Origin of the sequence: Nostoc sp. MS1, assembly GCF_019976755.1 — a bacterium.
Classification (GTDB): Bacteria; Cyanobacteriota; Cyanobacteriia; order Cyanobacteriales; family Nostocaceae; genus Trichormus.
Map to the genome: position 1 here is coordinate 5,071,935 of NZ_AP023441.1, position 22,896 is coordinate 5,094,830.

18 protein-coding genes are annotated in these 22,896 nt (G+C 41.5%); 8 read left to right on the plus strand and 10 right to left on the minus strand.

The features are described 5' to 3' along the window. Nucleotide 1: 1 nt before the first annotated feature. Nucleotides 2-736 carry an HNH endonuclease gene (locus NSMS1_RS22005; protein ID WP_224086858.1) on the plus strand — a complete coding sequence of 245 codons (735 nt, stop codon included), beginning with the start codon at nucleotides 2-4 and terminating at the stop codon, nucleotides 734-736. Nucleotides 737-881: 145 nt separating this feature from the next. On the opposite strand, the gene NSMS1_RS22010 is transcribed toward NSMS1_RS22005, so the two are convergent. From NSMS1_RS22010 to NSMS1_RS22020, 3 genes are all read right to left on the minus strand, one after another. Next, a complete protein-coding gene (locus tag NSMS1_RS22010; protein WP_224086859.1) occupies nucleotides 882-2,654 on the minus strand; it encodes a ribonuclease J in 1,773 nt (590 codons plus the stop codon). A gap of 320 nt (nucleotides 2,655-2,974) precedes the next feature. Further along, a complete protein-coding gene (gene dapA, locus NSMS1_RS22015; RefSeq protein ID WP_224086860.1) occupies nucleotides 2,975-3,859 on the minus strand; it encodes a 4-hydroxy-tetrahydrodipicolinate synthase in 885 nt (294 codons plus the stop codon). A gap of 61 nt (nucleotides 3,860-3,920) precedes the next feature. Then, entirely contained in the window at nucleotides 3,921-4,964 is a 1,044-nt protein-coding gene (locus tag NSMS1_RS22020) for an aspartate-semialdehyde dehydrogenase (RefSeq protein WP_224086861.1), read from the minus strand. A 975-nt stretch (nucleotides 4,965-5,939) separates the two neighbouring features. On the opposite strand from NSMS1_RS22020, the gene tig reads away from it, so the two are divergent. The 5 genes from tig (at nucleotide 5,940) to NSMS1_RS22045 (ending at nucleotide 11,114) form a co-directional block, all read left to right on the plus strand. Beyond that, a complete protein-coding gene (gene tig, locus NSMS1_RS22025; protein WP_224086862.1) occupies nucleotides 5,940-7,358 on the plus strand; it encodes a trigger factor in 1,419 nt (472 codons plus the stop codon). 348 nt (nucleotides 7,359-7,706) lie between these two features. After that, complete coding sequence (clpP, locus tag NSMS1_RS22030; RefSeq protein ID WP_224086863.1) at nucleotides 7,707-8,405, plus strand: ATP-dependent Clp endopeptidase proteolytic subunit ClpP; 699 nt, start codon at nucleotides 7,707-7,709, stop codon at nucleotides 8,403-8,405. Between the two features lie 9 nt (nucleotides 8,406-8,414). Then, entirely contained in the window at nucleotides 8,415-9,752 is a 1,338-nt protein-coding gene (gene clpX / locus NSMS1_RS22035; RefSeq protein ID WP_224086864.1) for an ATP-dependent protease ATP-binding subunit ClpX, read from the plus strand. A gap of 106 nt (nucleotides 9,753-9,858) precedes the next feature. Then, nucleotides 9,859-10,776 (plus strand): alpha/beta fold hydrolase, encoded by a 918-nt coding sequence (locus tag NSMS1_RS22040; protein WP_224086865.1) that lies wholly within the window; start codon nucleotides 9,859-9,861, stop codon nucleotides 10,774-10,776. 104 nt (nucleotides 10,777-10,880) lie between these two features. Further along, a complete protein-coding gene (locus tag NSMS1_RS22045; protein ID WP_224086866.1) occupies nucleotides 10,881-11,114 on the plus strand; it encodes a hypothetical protein in 234 nt (77 codons plus the stop codon). A gap of 268 nt (nucleotides 11,115-11,382) precedes the next feature. Here NSMS1_RS22045 and NSMS1_RS22050 read toward each other — a convergent pair whose 3' ends face one another. After that, on the minus strand, nucleotides 11,383-11,760 hold the full coding sequence (locus NSMS1_RS22050; RefSeq protein ID WP_224095310.1) for a hypothetical protein: 378 nt from the start codon (nucleotides 11,758-11,760) through the stop codon (nucleotides 11,383-11,385). A gap of 633 nt (nucleotides 11,761-12,393) precedes the next feature. Then, on the minus strand, nucleotides 12,394-13,422 hold the full coding sequence (locus tag NSMS1_RS22055; RefSeq protein WP_224086867.1) for an NAD(P)/FAD-dependent oxidoreductase: 1,029 nt from the start codon (nucleotides 13,420-13,422) through the stop codon (nucleotides 12,394-12,396). Nucleotides 13,423-13,514: 92 nt separating this feature from the next. Between NSMS1_RS22055 and NSMS1_RS22060 the strand changes: the two genes are divergently transcribed. Beyond that, nucleotides 13,515-14,357, plus strand: a complete 843-nt coding sequence (locus tag NSMS1_RS22060; protein ID WP_224086868.1) for a YaaW family protein — start codon at nucleotides 13,515-13,517, stop codon at nucleotides 14,355-14,357. A 223-nt stretch (nucleotides 14,358-14,580) separates the two neighbouring features. Beyond that, nucleotides 14,581-15,951, plus strand: a complete 1,371-nt coding sequence (locus NSMS1_RS22065) for an O-antigen ligase family protein (RefSeq protein ID WP_224086869.1) — start codon at nucleotides 14,581-14,583, stop codon at nucleotides 15,949-15,951. Nucleotides 15,952-16,473: 522 nt separating this feature from the next. On the opposite strand, the gene NSMS1_RS22070 is transcribed toward NSMS1_RS22065, so the two are convergent. The 5 genes from NSMS1_RS22070 to nusB form a co-directional block, all read right to left on the minus strand. Next, nucleotides 16,474-17,289: a DUF3598 family protein gene (locus NSMS1_RS22070; protein WP_224086870.1), complete on the minus strand. Its 816-nt coding sequence runs from the start codon at nucleotides 17,287-17,289 to the stop codon at nucleotides 16,474-16,476. Between the two features lie 105 nt (nucleotides 17,290-17,394). After that, nucleotides 17,395-18,297 carry a cell division protein FtsX gene (locus tag NSMS1_RS22075; RefSeq protein WP_224086871.1) on the minus strand — a complete coding sequence of 301 codons (903 nt, stop codon included), beginning with the start codon at nucleotides 18,295-18,297 and terminating at the stop codon, nucleotides 17,395-17,397. 105 nt (nucleotides 18,298-18,402) lie between these two features. Then, complete coding sequence (locus NSMS1_RS22080; protein WP_224086872.1) at nucleotides 18,403-19,788, minus strand: PP2C family protein-serine/threonine phosphatase; 1,386 nt, start codon at nucleotides 19,786-19,788, stop codon at nucleotides 18,403-18,405. Nucleotides 19,789-20,254: 466 nt separating this feature from the next. Further along, complete coding sequence (gene ftsY / locus NSMS1_RS22085) at nucleotides 20,255-21,841, minus strand: signal recognition particle-docking protein FtsY (protein WP_224086873.1); 1,587 nt, start codon at nucleotides 21,839-21,841, stop codon at nucleotides 20,255-20,257. A 284-nt stretch (nucleotides 21,842-22,125) separates the two neighbouring features. Then, nucleotides 22,126-22,761, minus strand: a complete 636-nt coding sequence (gene nusB / locus NSMS1_RS22090; RefSeq protein ID WP_067771884.1) for a transcription antitermination factor NusB — start codon at nucleotides 22,759-22,761, stop codon at nucleotides 22,126-22,128. Between the last annotated feature and the right edge of the window lie 135 nt (nucleotides 22,762-22,896).

Here is a 22,896-nt window from a genome sequence, read left to right on the forward strand (position 1 = left end):
TATGGACAGTCATCAAAATCTACCAGATGATTTTATAAAACTTTGTCAATCAGTGACAGCTAAAAGACCGAAAGCTGTTATTAATCATATTCTGCAATATGGTTTTATAACTACAGAAGAACTGAAAGAAAGATACGGATACAATCATCCTCCCAGAGCAGCACGAGATGTTAGAGAACACGGAATCCCTTTAGAAACCTTTCGCGTAACAGGTAGCGATGGTAGAAAAATAGCTGCTTATAAATTTGGAAATGTTGCTAAAACTAGATTTTCTAGGTTATCTGGTAGAACAGGCTTATCGAAGCAGATAAAAAACGAATTAATCAATAAATATGGTTGTAAATGCTTTATTTATTTAGAAGAGGTTGACGAACGTGAATTACAGATTGATCATCGTGTTCCCTTTGAAGTTGATGGTGAACCAGAGTTAGAAGCTGATAACTTCATGTTACTTTGTGGCTCCGCTAATCGGGCTAAATCTTGGTCATGTGAGCATTGTGAAAATTGGCGTAGCATCAAGGACAAGTCTATTTGCTTATCATGTTACTGGGCATATCCAGAAAACTATACACATATTGCAATGCGACAAGTCAGAAGGATAGACCTCATTTGGCAAGGAGAAAATGTTGAGATTTACGAAAGATTAAAACAACAAGCAGCTAGTTTGAACAAAGAAATCCCTGAATTTATCAAAGAGATTATTGAAAGAGAAATTAGACGAAATATTGACGATTAACAACTAACACTTCGTCATAGCGATCGCCTCACGAACTCGTCTACACTAAATATCACACAACAAAACGCAAAGACACCTTACGTACCTTTGCGTCTTTGCGCCTACCGCAAGCGGAACGCCTGACGGCGAATGCGTGAGCTAAATCTTAAGAAGCTACCTGAGCAGCCGTCCGAGTCCGCCGCCTTCTACCATCAGTAGCAACCTTCACTGGTTGTTCATCAGGAATTTGCATCAATAAAGTCACCGATGGCTGACATTGCAACTCACGACGAATAGAACGTTGTAACTCACGCTCTAAAGTCCCTTGTAAGCCACCCCAATCAACTTCAGGTTGCTCACCTACTGTAGTGGCAAATTCAGACCAACGCACACTCAAAATTTCTTCTATGCGCTGTTGTACCCACTTTTGCAGAAGCGATCGCTCTACACTAGTGACAACACCACGCAGATGAATCTCTGGTTTAGCCAGTAATTTACCCTGCCAATCGATAGCAGCTGCAATAGTCACAATTCCTTCTTCTGCCATACGCTGGCGTTCTTGCAGCACCTTGGCACTAACCATACCGGAACTTGTAGTATCCACCAACTCAATACCCGATGGCACTTTCCCAGCGACGCTAATTGAGTTTTCTGTGAGTTCGATGACATCCCCATTCTGAATAATCACCATATTCTCGGCAGGAACACCCATCTTCTGCGCTGTTTGAGAGTGTTTTACCAACATCCGGTGTTCGCCGTGGACGGGTACAAAGAACTTGGGACGGGTTAACGCCAGCATTAATTTCTGGTCTTCCTGACAGCCGTGTCCAGAAACGTGAATCCCCTGTTCCCTACCGTAAACTACTTTCGCCCCTTGCAGCATCAACTTATCGATGGTGTTGACTACGGCAATGGTGTTTCCGGGAATGGGGTTAGCAGAGAAGACAACGGTGTCACCTTCGCGGATTTTGATGTGGGGGTGTTCTTTGTTGGCAATTCTCGTCATCGCCGCCATTGTTTCACCTTGGGAACCAGTGGTGAGAACTAACACGTTCTCATCTGGCAAACCACGAACTGTATGTAGAGGTTGCAACAAATTATCTTCACATTTGATATAACCCAAATTACGAGCATGGGCAATCAAATTCAACATGGAACGTCCAACAACTGTCACTACACGGTTATGCTTCTTCGCCAGTTGCAAAATCATGTTGATGCGATGCACGCTGGAAGCAAAGGTAGTAACAAATAACCGCCCTTCTGCTTGGCTAAATACTCTATCTAGGTTGGGGAATACTGAGGCTTCCGAAGGGGTAAAACCTGGTACTTCAGAGTTAGTAGAATCACTTAACAGACAAAGTACACCTTTCTCTCCATGTTCTGCGAGGCGTTGGATATCAAATCTTTCACCATCGACTGGGGTATGGTCAAATTTGAAGTCGCCTGTGTGGATGACTACACCCAAAGGTGTGTGAATAGCTACCGTGAAACTATCAGCGATGGAGTGAGTGTTACGGATATACTCAACAAAAAATGCTTTACCAATGCGGACTACATCACGAGGTAAAACTGTCCTTAATTCTGTGCGATCGCGTACTCCCGCTTCTTCTAATTTACCCTCTAGCATTGCTATTGCTAGTCTAGGGCCATAAATCACCGGAATGTCAAATTGTTTGAGGTGAAAAGCAATCCCACCAATATGGTCTTCATGACCGTGGGTGACAACCATCCCCTTAATTTTATGGCGATTTTCTCGTAAATATGTCGTATCTGGCAGGACGATATTTACCCCGTGCATCGCCTCTGTAGGGAAAGCTAATCCCGCATCTAACAAGATGATTTCATCATCGTATTCAAAAACGCAGGTGTTTTTCCCAATTTCGTGTAAACCGCCCAAGGGAATAATTTTTAGGCTGGTATTAGTTTCGTTGTTAACCATTTTCTCCTTAGTTTGTTGTTTGTCGTTTTAGAGTTAATAAGTTTGTAAATTCAGCTTCTTTTAGGGATGACAAGATTAGCCTACTTGTGCCAAGCAGCCATTTAATTAAATCTGCAATTTTCGCTAAAATAAAAAGGGTTTTTATGTTGAATAATTCATTCTATATTTATTAGGTTTTAGCACAAGTTTTGAGAAGATTAGAAGCCAGGCATGAATAAAACTTTTCTCATCGATTTTTGCAGTTTTTTATACTAAATCGTTATTTCTGCCAAGCTCCATAAATAATTAATATCTTGTTTTAGTCAACGTAATAATGACGATTAAATTAAACCAAGATTTTTCATGACTGCCTCTAATTTTTGGCTGACTTCTGCATCAGCTTCGCTTAGTGGCAAACGAGTAGAACCAACCTCCCAGCCTTGAAGTTTTAATGCTTGTTTAATGGGAATCGGATTTGTGGTGATAAATAGAGCTTTAAACAATGGTAAGAGCCGAAGATGAATCTCACTGGCGACTGTCACTTGCCCAGCATTGTAAGCTTGAATCATTTGCTGTAGTTGGTTCCCTACCAAATGGGAAGCCACACTAACTACACCTTTTGCCCCGATCGCTAACAAGGGCAAGGTTAACGAATCATCTCCAGCGTAAATCTCAAAGTCTTTTGGTGTCAAGCGGCGGATTTCCCCAGCTTGGTCGAGATTACCACTAGCTTCTTTAATACCCACAATGTTGTCGATTTCGGCTAACCGCACAACTGTCTCTGGGCTGAGATTTTGACCAGTCCGCCCAGGAACGTTGTATAACAATAGCGGTAGGTCGGGACAGGCTTGAGCTATCGCCTGAAAGTGCTGGTACAAACCCGCTTGCGGCGGTTTATTGTAGTAGGGTACAACCTGTAGAGTACCATGTACTCCTATTTTAGCTGCTTTTTGCGTAGCTGCGATCGCTTCTTTGGTGGAATTGGAACCACAGCCAGCAATTACCTTGGCTTTACCTGCCACAGCCTGTAAAACTTCGACAAATAACTGGTATTCTTCATCCCAACTCAAAGTGGGTGATTCTCCTGTTGTCCCACACACCACCAATGTATCTGTCCCATTGTCAGCCAAATGCGCTGCTAGTTCCGCCGCTACAGCATAATTAACACTCCCGTCCGCTTTGAACGGTGTAATCATAGCGGTTAAAACTGTGCCGAAATCTCCCACCCTTTTGTTACTCCTCTATATTTTTTTTGTTAGTTGTCAGTTTGTGTTCACCATTCACTGACTAACTCGCAACATACGCCTTTGCAGGTTGGAGTAAATTCTTTTCTACCAACAACTCGGCTATTTGTACCGCATTTAGTGCTGCACCTTTACGAATTTGATCGCCGCACAGCCAAAGTTCTAAACCGAAGGGATGAGAAATGTCTTGGCGGATTCTGCCTACTAAAACTTCATCACGACCGCTTGCTTCTATGGGCATGGGGAAGTAATTTTTACCCCAATCTTCTAATAATTTTACGCCAGGGGCGTTCCTTAATATTTCCCTGGCTTCATCGGGAGAAAACGGTTGGGCAAACTCTAGATTAATTGCTTCTGAGTGGGCGCGTAGTACGGGAACCCGTACACAAGTCGCTGTAATTCTAATTTCTTGTGTGCCGAAAATTTTGCGGGTTTCGTTGACCATTTTCAACTCTTCCTCACAATACCCTATGTCAGTTAAGGGGGAGTTATGCGGAAATAAGTTAAATGCTAAGGGGTAAGGTAATACTTCGGCTACTGGTTCCTCACCGTTTAAGATAGCGCTACTTTGAATTTTGACTTCCTCCATCGCTTTTGCACCCGCACCACTAGCAGATTGATAGGTAGCGGCGACGATGCGTTGCACTGGTTTAACTTGGTGTAGCGGCCATACTGCCAATGTCATCAAAATTGTAGTGCAGTTGGGGTTGGCGATAATCCCTTTGTGGTTGGCTGCGGCTTGAGGATTTACCTCTGGTACGATCAGGGGAACATTAGGGTTCATACGGAAGGCGCTGGAGTTATCGATCACCACTGCACCCTTTTCTACCGCTACCGATGCCCAAGCTTTGGATGTGGAACCACCAGCACTAGCTAAGACTATATCGACATTTTCAAAGGCGCGATCGCTCACTGCCTCTACTTGGATATTTTCTCCTTTAAACGGGAGCGATCGGCCAACGCTCCTTTCTGATGCCAATAATTTTAACTCCCCCACCGGAAAATTCCGGCTTTCCAGTAATTCCAGCAACTCTGTGCCAACAGCACCAGTCGCCCCTAAAATAGCTACGCGATACGATCTAGACAAATTAATTCCTCCTTCCTTAGAGGTGATGGTTTATTTTTGATGTTTTTTACAGAAGATTTTATGAAAATAAGAATAGTTGAATATCTGAGGTCAATTTTTTCTGATTTTTAGCAATATTTTTGAAATTAGTTTTTTTAATTTTCGGGTTTACAGAACTTAATTAATTTAATTAAAGAAGTCTACAGGATTTTTTGCTTAGTTTTACAACCAAATCTAAAAAAATTATATTTATTATACAATAAATCGCTGTCGTAGATAAAAATCAGGGAAGTATAAGATTTTGACTACTTTTAAGTGTTTCCTTTCTCTATCTTTGCCTATGCAGAGAAAAATCTAGGGAGTAGGATGTTTCATATATATCTATAAATTCATTATTCCAGCAATTACAATCACACCTATGATGTGCGTTAGCTAGATAAGCATGTAATATGATGCAATGTAAACCAAGACAGTATAGTCAACCAACTTTAAAATTTCAAGCGGCAATTCTTGGATTAACCCTGACAATAGATCCAACATTCTAATATAGGATACAGACTTGTTGGTTTATTGGTTGTGAAAACCAGGATATCACGATAACAGCCCCGTAGAACTGATGCAGTAGCTCTAACTATGACTGTTGCGGTAAAGTTATAGCGCTAAAGCGTCAAGTCCTTTGCCATTAGCAGTAAAGTGGAGAGTGCCAAGTGCTGAGTAAAAACATGAGCCTCCTAGCCTTGAGCCTCCTAGCCTCTGTTTCACATTTGGCAGTTAAACTTATTTCATCAGTCTGCCTTGTAGACACCTCCCATTCTCACCAAGAGACATTAACTCAAAAGAAGCGATGAAAAATCATGAGTGCCGAGTCCTAACTGAAAAGTTCCGAGTCATGAGTGCTACTATCCACTCAGCACTCACCACTCATAACTAAGGTTTAGTCAATCGCATCTTAAATATGTACTTGGAGTCACAAAATCCAAAATTTAGAGACGAAGCATGAAAGTTACCCAGGAAAAACTCCCCGCCAGCCAAATCGGTCTGGAAATAGAAATTACACCAGAAATTACGCAAAAAACTTACGAACAGGTAATTAAAAACTTATCCAGTACTGTCAATATTCCTGGGTTTCGTAAAGGTAAAGTGCCAAGAAATGTATTATTACAGCGTTTAGGCACAACTCGCGTCAAAGCCGCAGCTTTGGAAGAACTATTGCAGGATGGGATTGAGCAAGCAATTAAACAAGAATCCATCGCCGCCATTGGTCAACCACAGCTGCGCTCATCTTTTGATGATTTAATTAATAATTACGAACCTGGAAAACCCTTAACTTTTTCGGCGGCTGTGGATGTAGAGCCAGAAGTTAATCTCACTAAGTACACTGGGTTAGAAATTAAAGCTGAGGAAGTTACGTATAATCCAGACCAAGTTGACGAAGTTTTAGAAAAAGAACGTCAACAATTGGCGACATTAATTCCGGTGGAAGGTAGAACCGCTCAAATTGGTGATGTGGCTGTAGTCGATTTTAAAGGCGTGATTGCCAAAGCAGAAGGCGACGACGAAAACGCAGAACCAGAACCCATTCCTGGCGGTGAAGCCAGCGATTTTCAAGTGGAATTACAGGAAGATAAATTTATTCCTGGCTTCGTGACTGGCATAATAGGCATGAATCCTGGGGAAACCAAAGAAGTATCAGCACAATTCCCCGATCCCTACGTTAACCAAGAGTTAGCTGGGAAACCTGCCATTTTCACGGTGACACTCAAAGAAATCAAAGAAAAAGAACTGCCAGAATTAAATGATGACTTCGCTCAAGATGTGAGTGATTTTGAGACAATGGAAGCGTTGCGTGCTTCTTTGGAAGAACGTTATCAAAAAGAAGCCGAAGACAAAACTAAGGGGAATAAGCAAGAGGCTTTGTTAGCGGAACTGCTGAAGTACCTAGAAGTAGATTTGCCAGAAACCCTAATTGAGAAAGAAGTAGACGCAATTCTGTCACAAACAGCAATGCGCTTTGCTCAACAGGGAATGGATGTGAGGAAAATCTTTACTCAAGAAATTATTCCACAGTTGCGGGAGCGATCGCGCCCTGATGCTGTAGACCGTATTAAGCGGTCTTTAGCATTACAAGAAGTGGCAAAACGCGAATCAATCGAAGTCACTCCAGAAGAAGTTCAAGCCAGAGTTACTGAACTGATACAACAGTATCCTGACGAAGATATTGACCAAGATAGATTACAAGGGTTCGTAGAACAGGAACTAATATCCGAAAAAATCATTGATTGGCTGTTGGCAAATTCTACCGTTGAACTTGTACCCGAAGGGTCATTAGCAAGTCAAGAAGAATTAGATACAACTGCACCTGAGACTGAGGCGGAAACTATAGAAACTGCCGCAGAATCAACAACAGGGGAATAATTAAGCTGGTTGTGTAGGGTGTGTTATGCCGTCAAGGCTCAAACTATAATACACCCTCTCAACTTTTAGTCAATACTACCCAAATACCCCCTCACACAAACGGGGATTTTTAGGTTATAAATGCTGAGTCATGAGTATTAAAAATTTTTACTCATCACTCAACGCCTAATGCACACAAAGTAGCCAATGGCAACGTTTACACTCGCCCTTGCCTGATTGGGGGTCACACGAGAAGAATGTAGATGAGGCATAATGGTTAACACATAGGTAAATCAAAATCTCATTTATTGACCTAGAGGCAGCATTTGTTGCCGAAATCTCTGTACCAACTATATTTAACGTTCTCCTATGCTTTTATCGCAGTCGGCAAATTACCCCATCAAAAGTTTAAGTCGATTTGGCATGTCCTCCCACCTCAACGGCATCAGTAACATTGTGCCAATGGTTGTCGAACAATCAGGTATGGGGGAAAGAGCCTTCGACATCTACTCCCGTCTACTGCGAGAGCGGATTATCTTCTTGGGAACTCCCATTGATGATGCTGTAGCCAACACCATTGTTGCTCAGTTGCTATTCTTGGATGCTGAAGACTCAGAAAAAGACATCCAAATTTACATCAACTCTCCCGGCGGCTCTGTCTACGCAGGCATGGCAATCTATGATACAATTCAACAAATCCGTCCTGATGTTGTTACTATATGTTTTGGGTTAGCAGCAAGCATGGGGGCATTTTTGTTAACCGCAGGAACTAAGGGTAAACGTATGTCTTTACCTGATTCCCGCATTATGATTCACCAACCCCTCGGCGGCGCTCAAGGTCAAGCCATCGATATAGAAATCCAAGCGCGGGAAATTCTTTACATCAAGGGTCAATTGAATCAGTTATTGGCTGATCATACTGGTCAACCCCTAGAAAGAATTGAAGCAGATACCGATCGCGACTTCTTTATGTCAGCAGAAGAAGCCAAAAATTACGGTCTAATCGATCAAGTCATCTCCAGACAAAATCTTCCCACAGCAGGGGAAAACGTCACCATCGTGAATTAAGAGGCTGGTATGTCTAAGTACGACTCCCATTTAAAATGTTCTTTCTGTGGCAAGTCTCAAGAGCAGGTGCGGAAATTGATCGCAGGGCCGGGAGTTTACATCTGCGATGAATGTGTAGACTTGTGTAACGAAATACTAGATGAGGAGTTGCTAGATACAAGTGGTGCGGCGGCACAACCAGCACCAAAATCAGAACAACCTCAAAAACGCCGCGCCCGTTCTGCCAATCTCTCTCTAACTCAAATACCCAAGCCGAGAGAGATTAAAAAGTACCTAGACGAACACGTTATAGGTCAAGATGAAGCGAAAAAAGTATTATCTGTAGCTGTTTATAACCACTACAAACGCCTAGCAATCTTGCAGTCTAAGGGCAGTGGAAAAAATGGAGATGATGCCGTAGAACTGCAAAAATCTAATATTCTCTTAATTGGCCCTACAGGTTGTGGTAAAACCCTCCTTGCCCAAACCCTAGCGAAAATTCTTGATGTACCCTTCGCTGTGGCTGATGCGACAACGCTCACAGAAGCAGGGTATGTAGGGGAAGATGTAGAAAATATTTTACTACGATTATTACAAGTAGCCGATTTGGATGTAGAAGAAGCCCAACGCGGCATTATCTACATCGACGAAATCGATAAAATTGCCCGTAAGAGTGAAAACCCCTCCATTACTAGGGACGTTTCCGGCGAAGGTGTTCAACAAGCCTTGTTAAAAATGTTGGAAGGTACAATTGCCAACGTTCCACCCCAAGGCGGACGCAAGCACCCTTACCAAGACTGCATCCAAATCGATACCAGCAATATTCTATTCATCTGTGGTGGAGCCTTCGTTGGTTTAGAGAAGGTGGTAGAGCAGAGAGGCGGCAAAAAGGCAATAGGATTTGTACAGCCTGGAGAGGGGCAATCCAAAGAAAAACGGGCAGCCGATGTACTGCGTCATCTAGAACCAGATGATTTGGTGAAATTTGGTATGATTCCCGAATTTATCGGTCGTGTACCAATGGTAGCCGTAGTTGATCCGCTAGATGAAGAAGCCCTGATGGCAATTCTCACTCAACCACGCAGCGCCCTAGTTAAGCAGTACCAAAAACTGCTGAAGATGGATAACGTCCAACTAGACTTTAAACCAGATGCGCTGCGAGCGATCGCACAAGAAGCCTACCGTCGCAAAACTGGCGCAAGAGCATTACGCGGTATCGTGGAAGAACTCATGCTAGATGTGATGTACGAGTTACCATCCCGTAAAGATGTAACACGCTGCACCGTCACTAGAGAAATGGTAGAGAAGCGTTCTACAGCAGAATTGCTAGTACATCCTTCTTCACTACCTAAGCCAGAATCGGCATAATAGTCATTAGTCATTAGTCCTTAGTCATTTGTCATTAGTTAATAAACAGTTGACTGTTGACTATGGACTATTGACTGTGGACTATTGACTATGGACTCTTGAAAAAATGCCTTATATTACTGTTCGCGGCGTTGAGCATTATTACGAGTGGATAAAACAGCCATCTGAAACAGCAAAGCCTGTGATGGTGTTTATTCATGGTTGGGCTGGTTCGGCTAGGTATTGGCAAAGTACAGCTAATGCTTTATCAGACCAATTTGACTCTCTACTCTACGATTTACGTGGGTTTGGACGTTCCAAGGGAAAACCAACTGTTGTTGGTGCTGGTGAGGCTGTAGCTGAGGCTGAGACAAATCAACAAAAGTCTCAAGCTATTCAAGAATTGACTTATGAATTAGAAGAATACGCCCAAGATTTAGCAGTGCTACTTGATGAATTGCAGCTTGGGCGTGTTTATATTAATGCTCACTCGATGGGTGCTTCCATCGCCACATTATTTTTTAACCTCTACCCCCAACGAGTGGAACGGGGAATTTTAACTTGTAGCGGTATTTTTGAGTACGACGAAAAAGCCTTTGCTGCTTTTCATAAATTTGGTGGCTATGTAGTCAAATTCCGTCCTAAATGGTTAGGAAAAATTCCCTTTGCTGACCAGATGTTTATGGCGAGATTTTTACATCGTCCCATACCCAAGAGCGATCGCCAAGACTTTTTAGAAGACTTTCTCGCTGCCGATTATGATACAGCTTTAGGAACAATTTTCACTTCTGTCAGTAAGGCTCAATCTGAGTTAATGCCCCAAGAGTTTGCTAAGTTACAAGTACCAACTCTACTGGTAGCTGGAGAGTATGACCAAATTATCCCCGCGCAAATGGGACAACAAGCAGCAGCCTTGAATAACAAGGTGAAATTTGTAGTAATGTCTGATACAGGACATTTTCCTATGTTAGAAGATGCGCCTACTTATCTGCAACATGTGCGAGAGTTTTTGCAAGTGGCTGCACCAGAATTGCAAGCCAATTAATTTGTGCAAAAGATTACCAAAGTTGAACATTACACCGAAATTTACCTACTTTTAAGAATTTGCTTTTACACTAAAGATGTAATTTCAACTATCAGACTATCCTCATGCAGTCTCAGCAAGCCTACACCACCCTGAATCGTCCAGGTGATAATAGTACATTTGTTTCAACTATCTCAACAATGTCTAGTTATCACCCTTGGGGGAAAACACCAGACCAAGCTCGTGGTGAACTTATTGACGTTGCTGAATTATTTCAACAAGAGTACGAGGAAAATGAACGTTCTCTACCGGAATATGTTCACATATCCACAGAAGAAGAACGCTATCAGCTAAGGTGACTAGTTTGTATTTCACTCTAATCTTAAGAGTGTATAAATCCGCTTTTTTAAGCAAGAATCATTTTGTCCATCGGGGAACCAAGCACTACGATACGCTACACATAGCTTGCTTCTTTGCAGCAGTATGTACGCACGCTTTGATTAAGGCGTAGTTTATTGCATCTGCCTACCTCAGCTATCATTTTATACTTAGTCAATAGTCAACAGCCTATATTTTGATTTTTGTTAATTTACTAATAACTGATGACTATTGACTAATGACTAATAATTAACCAAACCAGTGGGATGGTTCACAACCTACTTGTACTGATTGACAAAGGTGATGACTAATCCAATCTGCCTTTTCTTGGAAAATAGAATAAATACCTTGGTGAATTAAACGCTGTAGGTGTTGTTGCTGTTCTAATGGACTACGAGGTAACTTGTTGTTCATCCAGCTTTCTTTGTCACCGCTTTGCATTAGTAGTTGCTCGTCCGATATGACGCTATACAAGCAAGGAATACGGTTGAGGACAAAAGCGATCAACTCTTGACGCAAATCAGGAATGGCAAATGCTTGTTGATAAGGATGATAAGCATAAGTATCTAAAACATTGTTAATCTCTCCCAAGACTGATTGCTGTGTTAAATTAACTACTGTTTTCATCATGTTTTAACTCCTTTTTTATCTATTTAGCAATTAAATTTGCGCAGAAAAACACCCTTCTAAATGGCAATCTCTTTCAGATCAGCATTTAGAAGTTATCTCTGTATTAATATTCCGACCGTAAACGAACTTTTTATTTGTGTAGCTGTCCAGAAAACTGGCCTTACACTTTATTTAGGAATTGAGACTGATTGACAGTATAACGCTTAAAAAAAGTACTCAAGAAACCAAGATAGTCTGATGTTTTCTAGTTATATTTTAATTTTTTCAAATTTATGAGATTTTAATGAAAATCTACACAAAATGCAGTAATCATGTTGAGGGATCAGATAAAAAGTATCTTAGTACTATGAATAACAGTAAATAGTTAAGCGAAGTATAACTAACTTGGTTTCTTAACATTACTTATTAAATATCAATTTGACTACTTTATAAGGCTTAGTTTAATAATTCAGCCATTTCAAATATTTTAATTTTATGAAGAAGTATAATTAATAATAAATATAAAAATTTCGTAATTATTTAAACTATCCAAGGATAGATGCAACCATAGAAATTTATGGCTGCATAAGGAAATATAGCCCGTATTCATAAACATTCTCTTCTCAATGTTGGAAGAAGGAAAGAAAAAGCTTAGGTGAATACTTTAAGAAAGTTTTCTCCTGGTAGAACTAGCTCCATCAAAACATTATTAATCTCTACAGATGCGGCTAACCCAGAAAGCATTGCCCCTTCTACAAGATTACCTCCACACCAGTCACCACAACAGACTAGAGGTAGTTCAGCTTGTGCAGATAAAACTTGCTGTTGCCAAGGGTTACGAGGAAAGGCGTAACGCCAACGATGTACTTGTAACCATTCTGGTGTTTCTAACCAAGAGAGTTCTAGAGTTTGGGCTGCATATTTTAACATTTCCTGACCTACAGGTTGTAAATCTGAAGCCTCCAGATGCAGTTGAGCAAAATTAGCGCTGCTTTGCAAAACAAATACTGCTTGTTGGGGTTGAGGACGCTTGCTACTATCTAAACCAATCCATCCCAGAACAGCATCATCGACAAAGGTGTAAGCTTTCCAATTTGGTAGGGGATGAGACGAAGAAGGTACTCCCGCGATCGCACTAATACAAGGATAAAATTCTACAGCACTCAGATTTGTCAGAAATTCTTTACCTAACACATCCTCACCCAACGGATTTAATAACATCGTTGCTTGAGGTGCTGGGATAGCAATAACTAAAGCTTTAGCAGTTAATTTTTCATTACCGGATTCTAAAGTTAAACACCAGCTTTTTTTTGGTGTTAGGTTAACTTCTGTAACACGCTCATTTAGCAGAATATTAATATCTTGCGCCAGAAATTTAGCGATCGCACTCATTCCCGCAGGCGCAACATAACGCGGTGTGGTGTTGGGTTGGGGTTCTGTCCAGAGTTCTAAGATATGGCGATCGTACAATAACTCTACCAAACTAGTAAATAATTCACCTTTAGGCTTTAAATAGCAAGCTCCATGATCTGCGCAAGTGCCGTGTAAGCGCCGTGTAGCAACTCGTCCGCCTAAACCACGGGACTTTTCCACAACTAAAACCGAATATCCAGCTTGACTTAATTGTTGGGCGCAAACCAAGCCAGCGATACCTGCACCGATAATTACAATGTCATTCATAAAATTATTCCCTATTCCCTACTCCCCATATATTCTGATAGCTAATAGTAGAATAGGGTACAGGAAAGCTGCATGGAAGGGAGGAAGGGACATTGGATGAACTGAGGGCGGCGTTAGAGTTAGCAACTGAAGAAGAATTGCAAGACTTAACAGCAATTTTGTTTAGTCGTAAGTTCAATCCCCTCGATTATGTTCAGACACCTGAACCTATCGAAATTCAAAGCCAAAACAGAGAAGCTTGGCTAGATTCACTAGAACATCGCTTTCGGTTTTTAGCCGCCGATGGAGTGACGGTATTACGAGGCAAGACAAACCAAGTAACTTATCGTCAAGCATTAATTCAAGTCTGTAAGTATTTAAAAATTCCTTACTCTCAAGATTTAACAACAATTGATTTAGAAGCAGAAGTATTTTTACATCTGCTAGGACAAGTTTGGAAAAAATTACCAGAAAAAGAAAAACAAAAATTGGCTACCCAAGTGCAACGTCAACTTGTGAAATCAGAGGTAACAGAACCTTTACCTCTGTTGTTACAACCTGATCCCTTGGGCTTGCTGTTAAAAGGTGGTAGCGCCTTAGCTGTCACATCCCTTGTTAAGCCATTTGTATTACAACAAATTGCCAGACAATTTGCCATTCACTTTGCTACCTATCAAGTCACTAAAGACGCACTAATTCAAGGCTCACAAGCAGCAACAACACAGTTTCAAAGCTATGTTGCATTGCAAATGGCGCGTCAGGGTATGACTGTAAGCGCAGCCCGTTATGGGGCAGTTCGCAGCCTCTTTGCCTTTGTTGGCCCAGTTATGTGGGCTTGGTTTTTCGCCGATTTAGGCTGGAGAACTATCGCTACAAACTACGGTCGCATCATCCCTACTGTTTTTGCTCTAGCACAAATTCGTCTTACCCGTGCTGAATGTTGGGAATTGGCTTGAAGACAGTGGACAGTGGACAGTGAACAGTGTAGAAAAAAGGGACTTCCCACTAAAAAATATCCCATCACTTTGTAGGCAGGGGGCAGGGAGCAGGGGGAAGAAACAGTTGCTTTGAGTTTAAAAATTGGGATAATTTATTTTCTGGACTTCCCTAACCTGATAACTGTCAACTGTCAATTGTCCACTGTCAATTGTCAACTAACTATTAACCTGGGGTTCTAACTTGAAGTTAGCTTTTTACCATCCCAAACCTGACTGCCAATTTTCTTGGAATTGCTTTCAATTGGGACTATTATTTTTTCCGCTCACACCTTTTGTAGGATTTGTGAGCATTATGTTAGCGGCGTTAGTAACTTGGGTACGCCAATACCGCAGCATCATTCGCCGCCCGATCAATTGGGGATTTGGGTTACTAAGTTTTTTATTGTTTGTTTCCGCCTGCTTTGCCAATGACAAAACCGCAGCTTTTGTCGGCTTGTTTAACTTACTCCCATTCTTCGTATTATTTACAGGCTTAGGCTATCTAATTCAAACAACTGCTCAATTACGCCAAATAGCTTGGATTCTAGTCATTGGTTGCGTACCAATGGTAATCATGGGCTTTGGGCAGTTGTTTTTGGGCTGGAACTTGCAAATACAAGTTTTGTGGATTTTATTAGACTGGACGATCGCACCCGGTGGAAGTCCTCCAGGACGCATGTCTGCTCTATTTATGCACGCTAATATCTTTGCAGCTTATCTAGCGATCGCTTTCACTCTCAGCATTGCATTACTGCTGGAACAATGGCAAGAAAGAAGGCGGGAGCCAGGAGCCAGGGAGCAGGAGAGACAAGGTAGAAAATTCCTATTACTCCCTCATCTCCCCCCACTCCCCACTCCCCACTCCCCACTCCCCATCATATTTCTCTCAATCTCCGCCATTGCTGACTTTACAGCTTTGATTTTGACTAACTCACGCAATGGGTGGGCGATCGCAATTATTGCTTGTTTAGCTTTTGCATTTTATCAAGGTTGGCGTTTACTAGTCGGTGGTGTTGCGGCTCTAGTTACCAGCGTTTTATTAGCAGCTTTTGCTCCCTCTTCAATTGCTCAAGTTTTCCGTAAGGTAGTTCCTGGGTTCTTTTGGGCGAGATTAAACGATGAAATGTATCCCGATAGACCAGTTGCCTTGATGCGAAAAACTCAGTGGCAGTTTGCTTGGTCTTTAACTCAACAACGTCCCTGGACAGGGTGGGGATTGCGTAATTTTACAGACCTTTACAAAGCCCAGATGAATATAGACTTGGGACATCCCCACAATTTATTTTTAATGCTGTCGGCTGAAACCGGGTTGCCTAGTGCTTTGCTATTTTTTGGGCTACTTAGTTGGATATTATTTGCTGGTTTTCAACTGATAGGGAAATCCAACTATATAGCTAATAAAGATAAATTGATTTTTTTCAGTTATCTTGTTGTTTTTGGTGAGTGGTTGTTATTTAACACAGTTGATGTAACCCTTTTCGATTTTAGAGTCAATACCTTATCCTGGATAATTATGGCGGCTATTTGTGGAAATATATATTATTATAATCATCCAAAAAAAGATTTAAATTAGCAAATTCAATCTTTTATTGTATTAATAAAATTTTGATTAGATTTTAGTTAATAAATTTCGTTCACAAAAATAGGAATAAACTCCTTAATCAATAAATATTTAGAGCTTCTAACTAATCAAAAAAATACTATTAGTATATTTAACGAAATCTTCATTGATATCTAAAACGAGTTTTCAGTGGTTACACTGCGGCATCAAGAGTTAGTCCTGATTAATATGATTATATTCACGTTTGTGACTGTGAGTGTGGCTAACACTAATTAGCCACTGTTGCTGATTGTTGGGAAGGTGTAGGGATAACCCTAAAAGGGTTTTCCTGCATAACGGGCATCTTTTTGAGATGCCCTTCTTTATTTTTATTTTAGTTTTCTCAAAAGAGAATAATTGTTTTAATTTATAGTAATAAAACTGTGAATCAATCAGATGCTCATACCGTTTTACAAAAAATATGATACAGATGCTAATGGTCAAACCAATGCTATGTCTCACTTTTTTAATACGTGAATTTTAAATTGGTATAGCCTACCCTTTAACAACTCGCTGTTCAGTTACTAAAGTTAAGCTTACCCATTCGCCTTTATCGTTGTACCTACGAACCATGCGTTGGCGTAAGTTTGGTTGAATTAACCAACCGACTTCTAATATAAAACTTTGGCGCACTTGAACTTTGAGGGGAGAAGTTGTAGAAGCACCGTTAGATAATAATAATACTTGTATTTGTTTTTGTGGGTCTTGGTCAAAGAGGATAATTGAGTCTTTGATAGTAGCGGTTGTGGAGATTGTACGTCCGGCAAAATTCAAAGTTTGAACTAAGCGCCCACTATCATCTAACTCTAATTTAAGGTTGGTAGAAATAGTATCAGGCGATCGCCAATCAGGATAGATTGTGGTCGCTTCCCCTTGCCATTCGCCTAATAAATCATCTACTTGTAGTGGTGGGTTTTCTATTGCTTCTGTACCCGCTAAATGTTCACGAATTAAAGTAATTTGGTTGAGTTGACCGTTTTTATCAAATAACTGCACCAAGCGCAGACGGCGATTTTCATAGATTAAACCCAGTTCTGCACCAAACTCTGAGAACGGCCCTAACTGAATAGAACCTTGAGAAAAAGCCCCATTTTCAAAAAATAAGACACTTCTTGCCAAAGAGCTATACTCTAGAATCTTTTCTGCACCTTCTTGGCGAATAATTTGCCGGACTGTCTGATTGTTATTTAACCCTTCTAGAGAAACAATGGTCGGAATATCATTTAAAAGTTGACCTTGGGGTGAAAATTGGGTGAATGAACCTTGCCACTCACCCAGATTCTTTAATAACCGTTCCCACTGAGATGACATAGTGTAATTGGTGCTGTTAGCGGTAGCGGGGCGTTTAGCCCGTTATGAGTGCTGATTAGCATATCAGTTTTGTAGCTTTGTAGTAAGGACTTTAGTCCTTAATTTCTAACTTCTAGCAAAGCGCCGTACTGCAAATAAGCTACCCATCAAGCCTACACTTGCACCAAAGCCGAGAAGAATTAGCGGTAACAGTAACACTTGGGCGGGAGTGAGTTGTAAACCATTGGTAATAAATTGAATAAACTCTGGTTGATTGGTGAGTAGCTTACCGATAAACTGTTGAATTAGAGAAATGAAACTCCAAGCGATCGCACCACCAAGTAAACCAAATGTTACACCCTGCAAAATAAACGGCAGATAAATCCAAGCTGTAGTTGCTCCCACTAACTGCATGATTTCAATTTCTCGACGACGCGCCAGCACAATTAGGCGAATCGTGGTTGTCGTCACGGCGATCGCAGTTAAAGTTAAAATAATCGTAATCGTTAAAGTAATCCAATTTAGACCCCGATGCAATTGAGCGATGCGTTTGACAGCTTCATCGACATACTGCACCGTATCAACTCCTCGTAACTTAGCTAATTGAGTCGCTAAAACTGGTACAGCTTGAGAATTACGTGCTTTCACCTTGATCTCATCGACCAAAGGATTTTCCCCAAGCTGTTGAGTCGCACCTTCAATATCAGAAATTCCTAATTCTTTAACTAACTTAGTCCAGGCTTGTGCTTTAGTAATAACTTGCATTCCTACCACATCTGGAATTTGCGCCACAAATGGTTCAAGCGTTGGTGCTGATATACCAGAATCGAGATAAACGGATACTTCTAATTGACTCCCAAATTGATTGAGAAGTTTTTCTACTTGCCAAGAAGTTTGCAAACTTAAACCAAATAAGAACAATAACACCGTAACAGTACTGACAGCAGCCCAATTCATCCAGCCACCACGCAGTAAACCCAGAAATGTTTCTTTCAGTAAATAGTCAAGTTTCGTGAGAAATTTAAACACAACAATAATTTGTAATATTTTTCCCGAATATGTGGGGAGTAAAGTTTAATTTTGAATTTTGAATTTTGAATTGATTTCTCCCCAGTCCCTTTTATACTCGATAGACTATTCAATTTGTAAGACAACTAATGTCATATCATCATTATTTTGTCTGTCGTCACCGATGAATTGCTGAACTTGGTCGAATAGATAATCTACTATTTCTTCTGGGCCGTTACAGTATCGGCAAGCGGTATTAAAAGCGGTAACAAAATTTTCCTCATCGAAGCGATCGCCACTAGCTGCGGCCGCATCGGTCAACCCATCTGTATAATAAACTACTGTATCCCCTGGCTCTAACTGCACCTGAGCGTCTTCATACTGACTATTGGCATCTAACCCAATTAACATCCCCAAGGTATCTAAGCGGGAGACAGTTTTTGTGGCTGCGTGCCACCACAAAGGTGGATTATGGGCTGCATTGCTATAAGACAAAAGACGTTGTTGAGGATTATATTCTGAATAAAATAGCGTAATGAAGCGGTGAGAATTTTCCAAATCCGCATACATGACTCGGTTGAGGTTCTGCAAAATCGCTGCTGGCGAGTTACCGTGTAAAACTTCTCCCCTCAGCATACCCCGCATCATGGTCATAATTAACCCTGCCGGTACGCCTTTACCCATAACATCGCCTATCACCAAACCCCATCGACCAGAATCTTCATTGACTATGTTGTGTGGATAGATTTGACTATGGCTGGTGGGAATAAAATCATAATAATCTCCGCCCACACGATTGGCGGGTCTGCAGCGTGCTGCTACACTAGCACCAGGAATATAAGGACATTGACGGGGTAGTAACCGCCTTTGAATCTCCGCACCAATTTCTAATTCTTGGTCTAGGCGTTCTTTCTTTTTCAGTTCTACGGCTAGTTCGTCGTTTTCAATCGCAACTGCGGTTTGGTCTGCTACTAACCGCACTAACTTTTGTCGAGTTTCTGTCCAGCTATATTCAGGATCACGGCTTAATACATACAACCAACCCCGTTCTGTATGCTTTACCAAAATTGCCGTGCCGAAGATTTGTACATCTGGCCCCAAGTAACGGTGCATCTGGTCATCTAACATGCCTGTGGCGGTCGCTAGAGGGGCGCTGCTGGGCAGAAGTGTGATTTGACTACTAGCTGTTTCTAAAGCTTTGCGGATGTTTTTGCGCTGGCGGCTGTCTTGCCAGTGTAATTGTTCTAATCTAACCTGGCCATTAGGCTTGTAGAGAAAGAGAGCGCTACCATCGGCATCTGTAACCCTTGTGGCCATTAAAGGAATCAGTTCCAAAAACTGATTCAAATTATTGAAGCTTCTGAGCGCAAATCCTAGAGAACTCAGCAAATCTTGGATTTTATTCTGTTCCCGGTGCAATCGTGACACGAGTTCTTTTAGCGCTACAACTGGTGTGACATCTGTCGTAGCACTGTTATTGTTGTCCGTGGGTTGGGAAGGAAATTGAGGCACAGAAGTTATGGCACTGGAAAGGGTGAACTGTAGATGAAAAATGAAAAAATTTTTAATTAGCGATCGCTAAATAATATTGGGTTAAACTTTAGCGCTTTAGCAAGAGTAGAAAGACGTAAGACTTAATTTGACATAAGTATTACATTTGCTCAAAGGATTTCTATCTCTAGAGAGGAATTTCAGGTTATTTACTTTAATCCACTGATACTATATGAAATTTTCTTAAACTTTATTAGCAAACCTAAGTAGTTATAGCTTGAGCAAAACTCCTCTTACTAAGTCAAAATACTCAATACTGTTTTGATAACGACTAAACTAAGTTATCAAAACAGCATTAGAGTGAAATTTTAGCAAATAACATCCAAAATGTTATAAAAAATTAACCAAATTAGCAGAAATAAATAATTGGGAGTAGGGAGTGGACAATTGACAGTGGACAGTGAAAAAACCCCACAACTGTCAACTATCAGCCACTCAAAAGAGCTTCAACAAACTCGTAGCTAGAAAAGGGGCGTAAATCTTCAATACCTTCACCAGCGCCAATAAAGCGGATGGGTAGGCCAAGTTGCTGCACTACTGCTAGGGCAACACCGCCTTTGGCTGTACCATCTAGCTTGGTTAATACTACGCCGCTCAGTTGGGCAGCTTGAGAGAAGATTTCTGCTTGTCGTAATCCGTTTTGACCAAGGGTAGCATCTAAAACCAAAAGCGACTCTATTTTGGCATCAGGGGCTTTTTTATCGATGATTCTGCGGATTTTACTCAGTTCATCCATCAAGTTTTTCTTGTTCTGCAATCGCCCGGCTGTATCTACTAGTAATAATTCGGTGTTGCGTGATTGAGCTGCGGCGATCGCATCAAAGACTACGGCTGCTGGGTCTGTGTTTTTTCCGGGATTGGCGATTACTTCTACACCACTTCTTTGACCCCAAACTTTAACTTGTTCTACAGCCGCCGCCCGGAAGGTATCGGCTGCACCAATCAAGCAACGATAACCTGATCTGTTTGCTAGGTGTGATAGTTTGCCGATGGTGGTCGTTTTACCCGCACCATTGACTCCGGTAATTAACCAAATATTTAAGCTGTCTTTGTCTGGGGCAAAACTGGCTTTGTGGCTTGTTTTGAGGGGTGCATCCAGCATGTCCCGCAAAATTTGTTTTAAGTAAGCGATCGCTGCGTCTGGTGGTGTGACTTCTTCCCTTAGTTTTTTCTGGAGGGAACCAATAATATGATCCGTTGCTTCTACACCCACATCGGCTTGCAAGAGTAAAGATTCAATTTCCGCTACAGCCGCTTGGTTGAGAGGCCCCTGTCCAACAATTGCCTTAAGTTGGTTAAGGATATTCCGGCGGGTTTTATCTAATCCTTGACGTAGTTTCTTTAGCCAAGTAATTTCTTCAATAGATATATCTTCTGCCCGTCTACCCTGCGCAGCCAATACTTCTGCCGACCAAACAAACCCTTCATCAAAAGTTATACCCTCAATTTCTGGGGCTGTTTCCTGTGTGGTAGCGGCTGGCTGTACTACTTCGGGTTCTGGTATTTCGATAGCACTGGCGATAAGTCTTTCTTGCCTAGCTTCTCTTTCTGCGGCTGCTCGTTCTAGGAAGGATAATGAAGGCTGTGGCGTTGCTTCTGCTGCCGCTACAGACTCTACTATTTCTGGCTCAGTTTCTACTTCTTGTGGTGTAGTCGCTGTTACTTCATGTATTTCTTCAGTAACTGCTTCCACTTCTGGATTTTCAATATTTTCTGTTACCTCAGTAACAGTAGTATCTAATAATTCTGGTATATTCTCTACCTCAGCAGTTGCCGTTATTTCTTGTTCAGTAGTTGCTGATTCAGGTTGAGATTCTACTTCTTGAGGTTTTTGTTTTTCTTGAATATTTTTGTAAGCCGCTTTTGCAAACGCCAACAAATCCGTTGTTGAGTCTGGTACAGTAGCGGCTGGCTCTGGCTGAGATTCTGTTACCTGGGGTGTTTCTTGTTCTTTTGTCTCCGGGGGAGTTTGCGCGGAATCGTCTTGTTGACGACGGAACCAATTAAAAACCATTGCAGCTAGCGGTGATAAGTTGTTAAGAGAGTTACGAGTTATGAGTTATAAGTTATGAGTTTAATTTAACTTTTGACCTCTACCTAGTGTGAAAACCTCCGGGTTTTCCGCACCTTTGAAAGAGGGAGTGATGAAAGGGAGGGGGGAGACAAGGGAGACAAGGGAGAAATTTTTACTCATTACTCATTACTCAGCACGGGCTGAACGCCCCGATACCGCTAACAGCACTCATTACTCAGCACGCGCTAAACGCGCTGCTACCGTTAACATCACTCATCACTTACTTAAACACTCAATGCCTTTTTCTGGTCAGTAACTCGGCGCAATACACCGTTAATAAAACGATGACCTTCGTCGCCACTGTAGCGTTTAGCCAACTCTACAGCTTCGTTGATGGCTACGCTATCAGGCAGATTAAAGAACCTCATTTCTGCTACGGCAATGCGGAGAATATCACGGTCGATTTGAGCTAGGCGAGTAACTTGCCAATCTACTAGGGCTGCGGTGATTTGCTCATCAATCGCGGTGCGTTCTTCACTGACAATTTTGACAAGTTTGATGGCGTATCTACCAACTTCCTTATCTTGATTTGCTAGTTGAATTAGTTCGGGAAACTCAACTGCTGCGCCTAGTTGATTAATAGCTGTTTGTGTATAGCCGATCGCTTCTTGTAGCATATTCCGAGCGGTATTCAAATCAGCAGCCCGTGTTTGACTAGTTAGAAGGCGATCGTTACTCCGTTGCAATTCTGCCGCCGCGTTGTCCAATGTATCCTGTACTTCTGCTCTCAAAGTACGTACTGTGGCTAATACTAACTTAGGCAGGTGTTCTTCTGTTAACTTTTTAGGATTTAATGGTAACTGACTCAGGCTTAATAAAGCCAGTTCACGCGCGATTTGCTGGGGTTTGCGGTCTTGCATAAAAGTAAATATTTCAGTAGTAATTTAATTTCTGGGTGACAAATTGATCAATTGTGACAAAGCCAGACAACCATCTTATCTGTAATAGGTGTGAATTTACCGGATTTTTTTAGCTTTGTTTCATAGGAAGTGGGA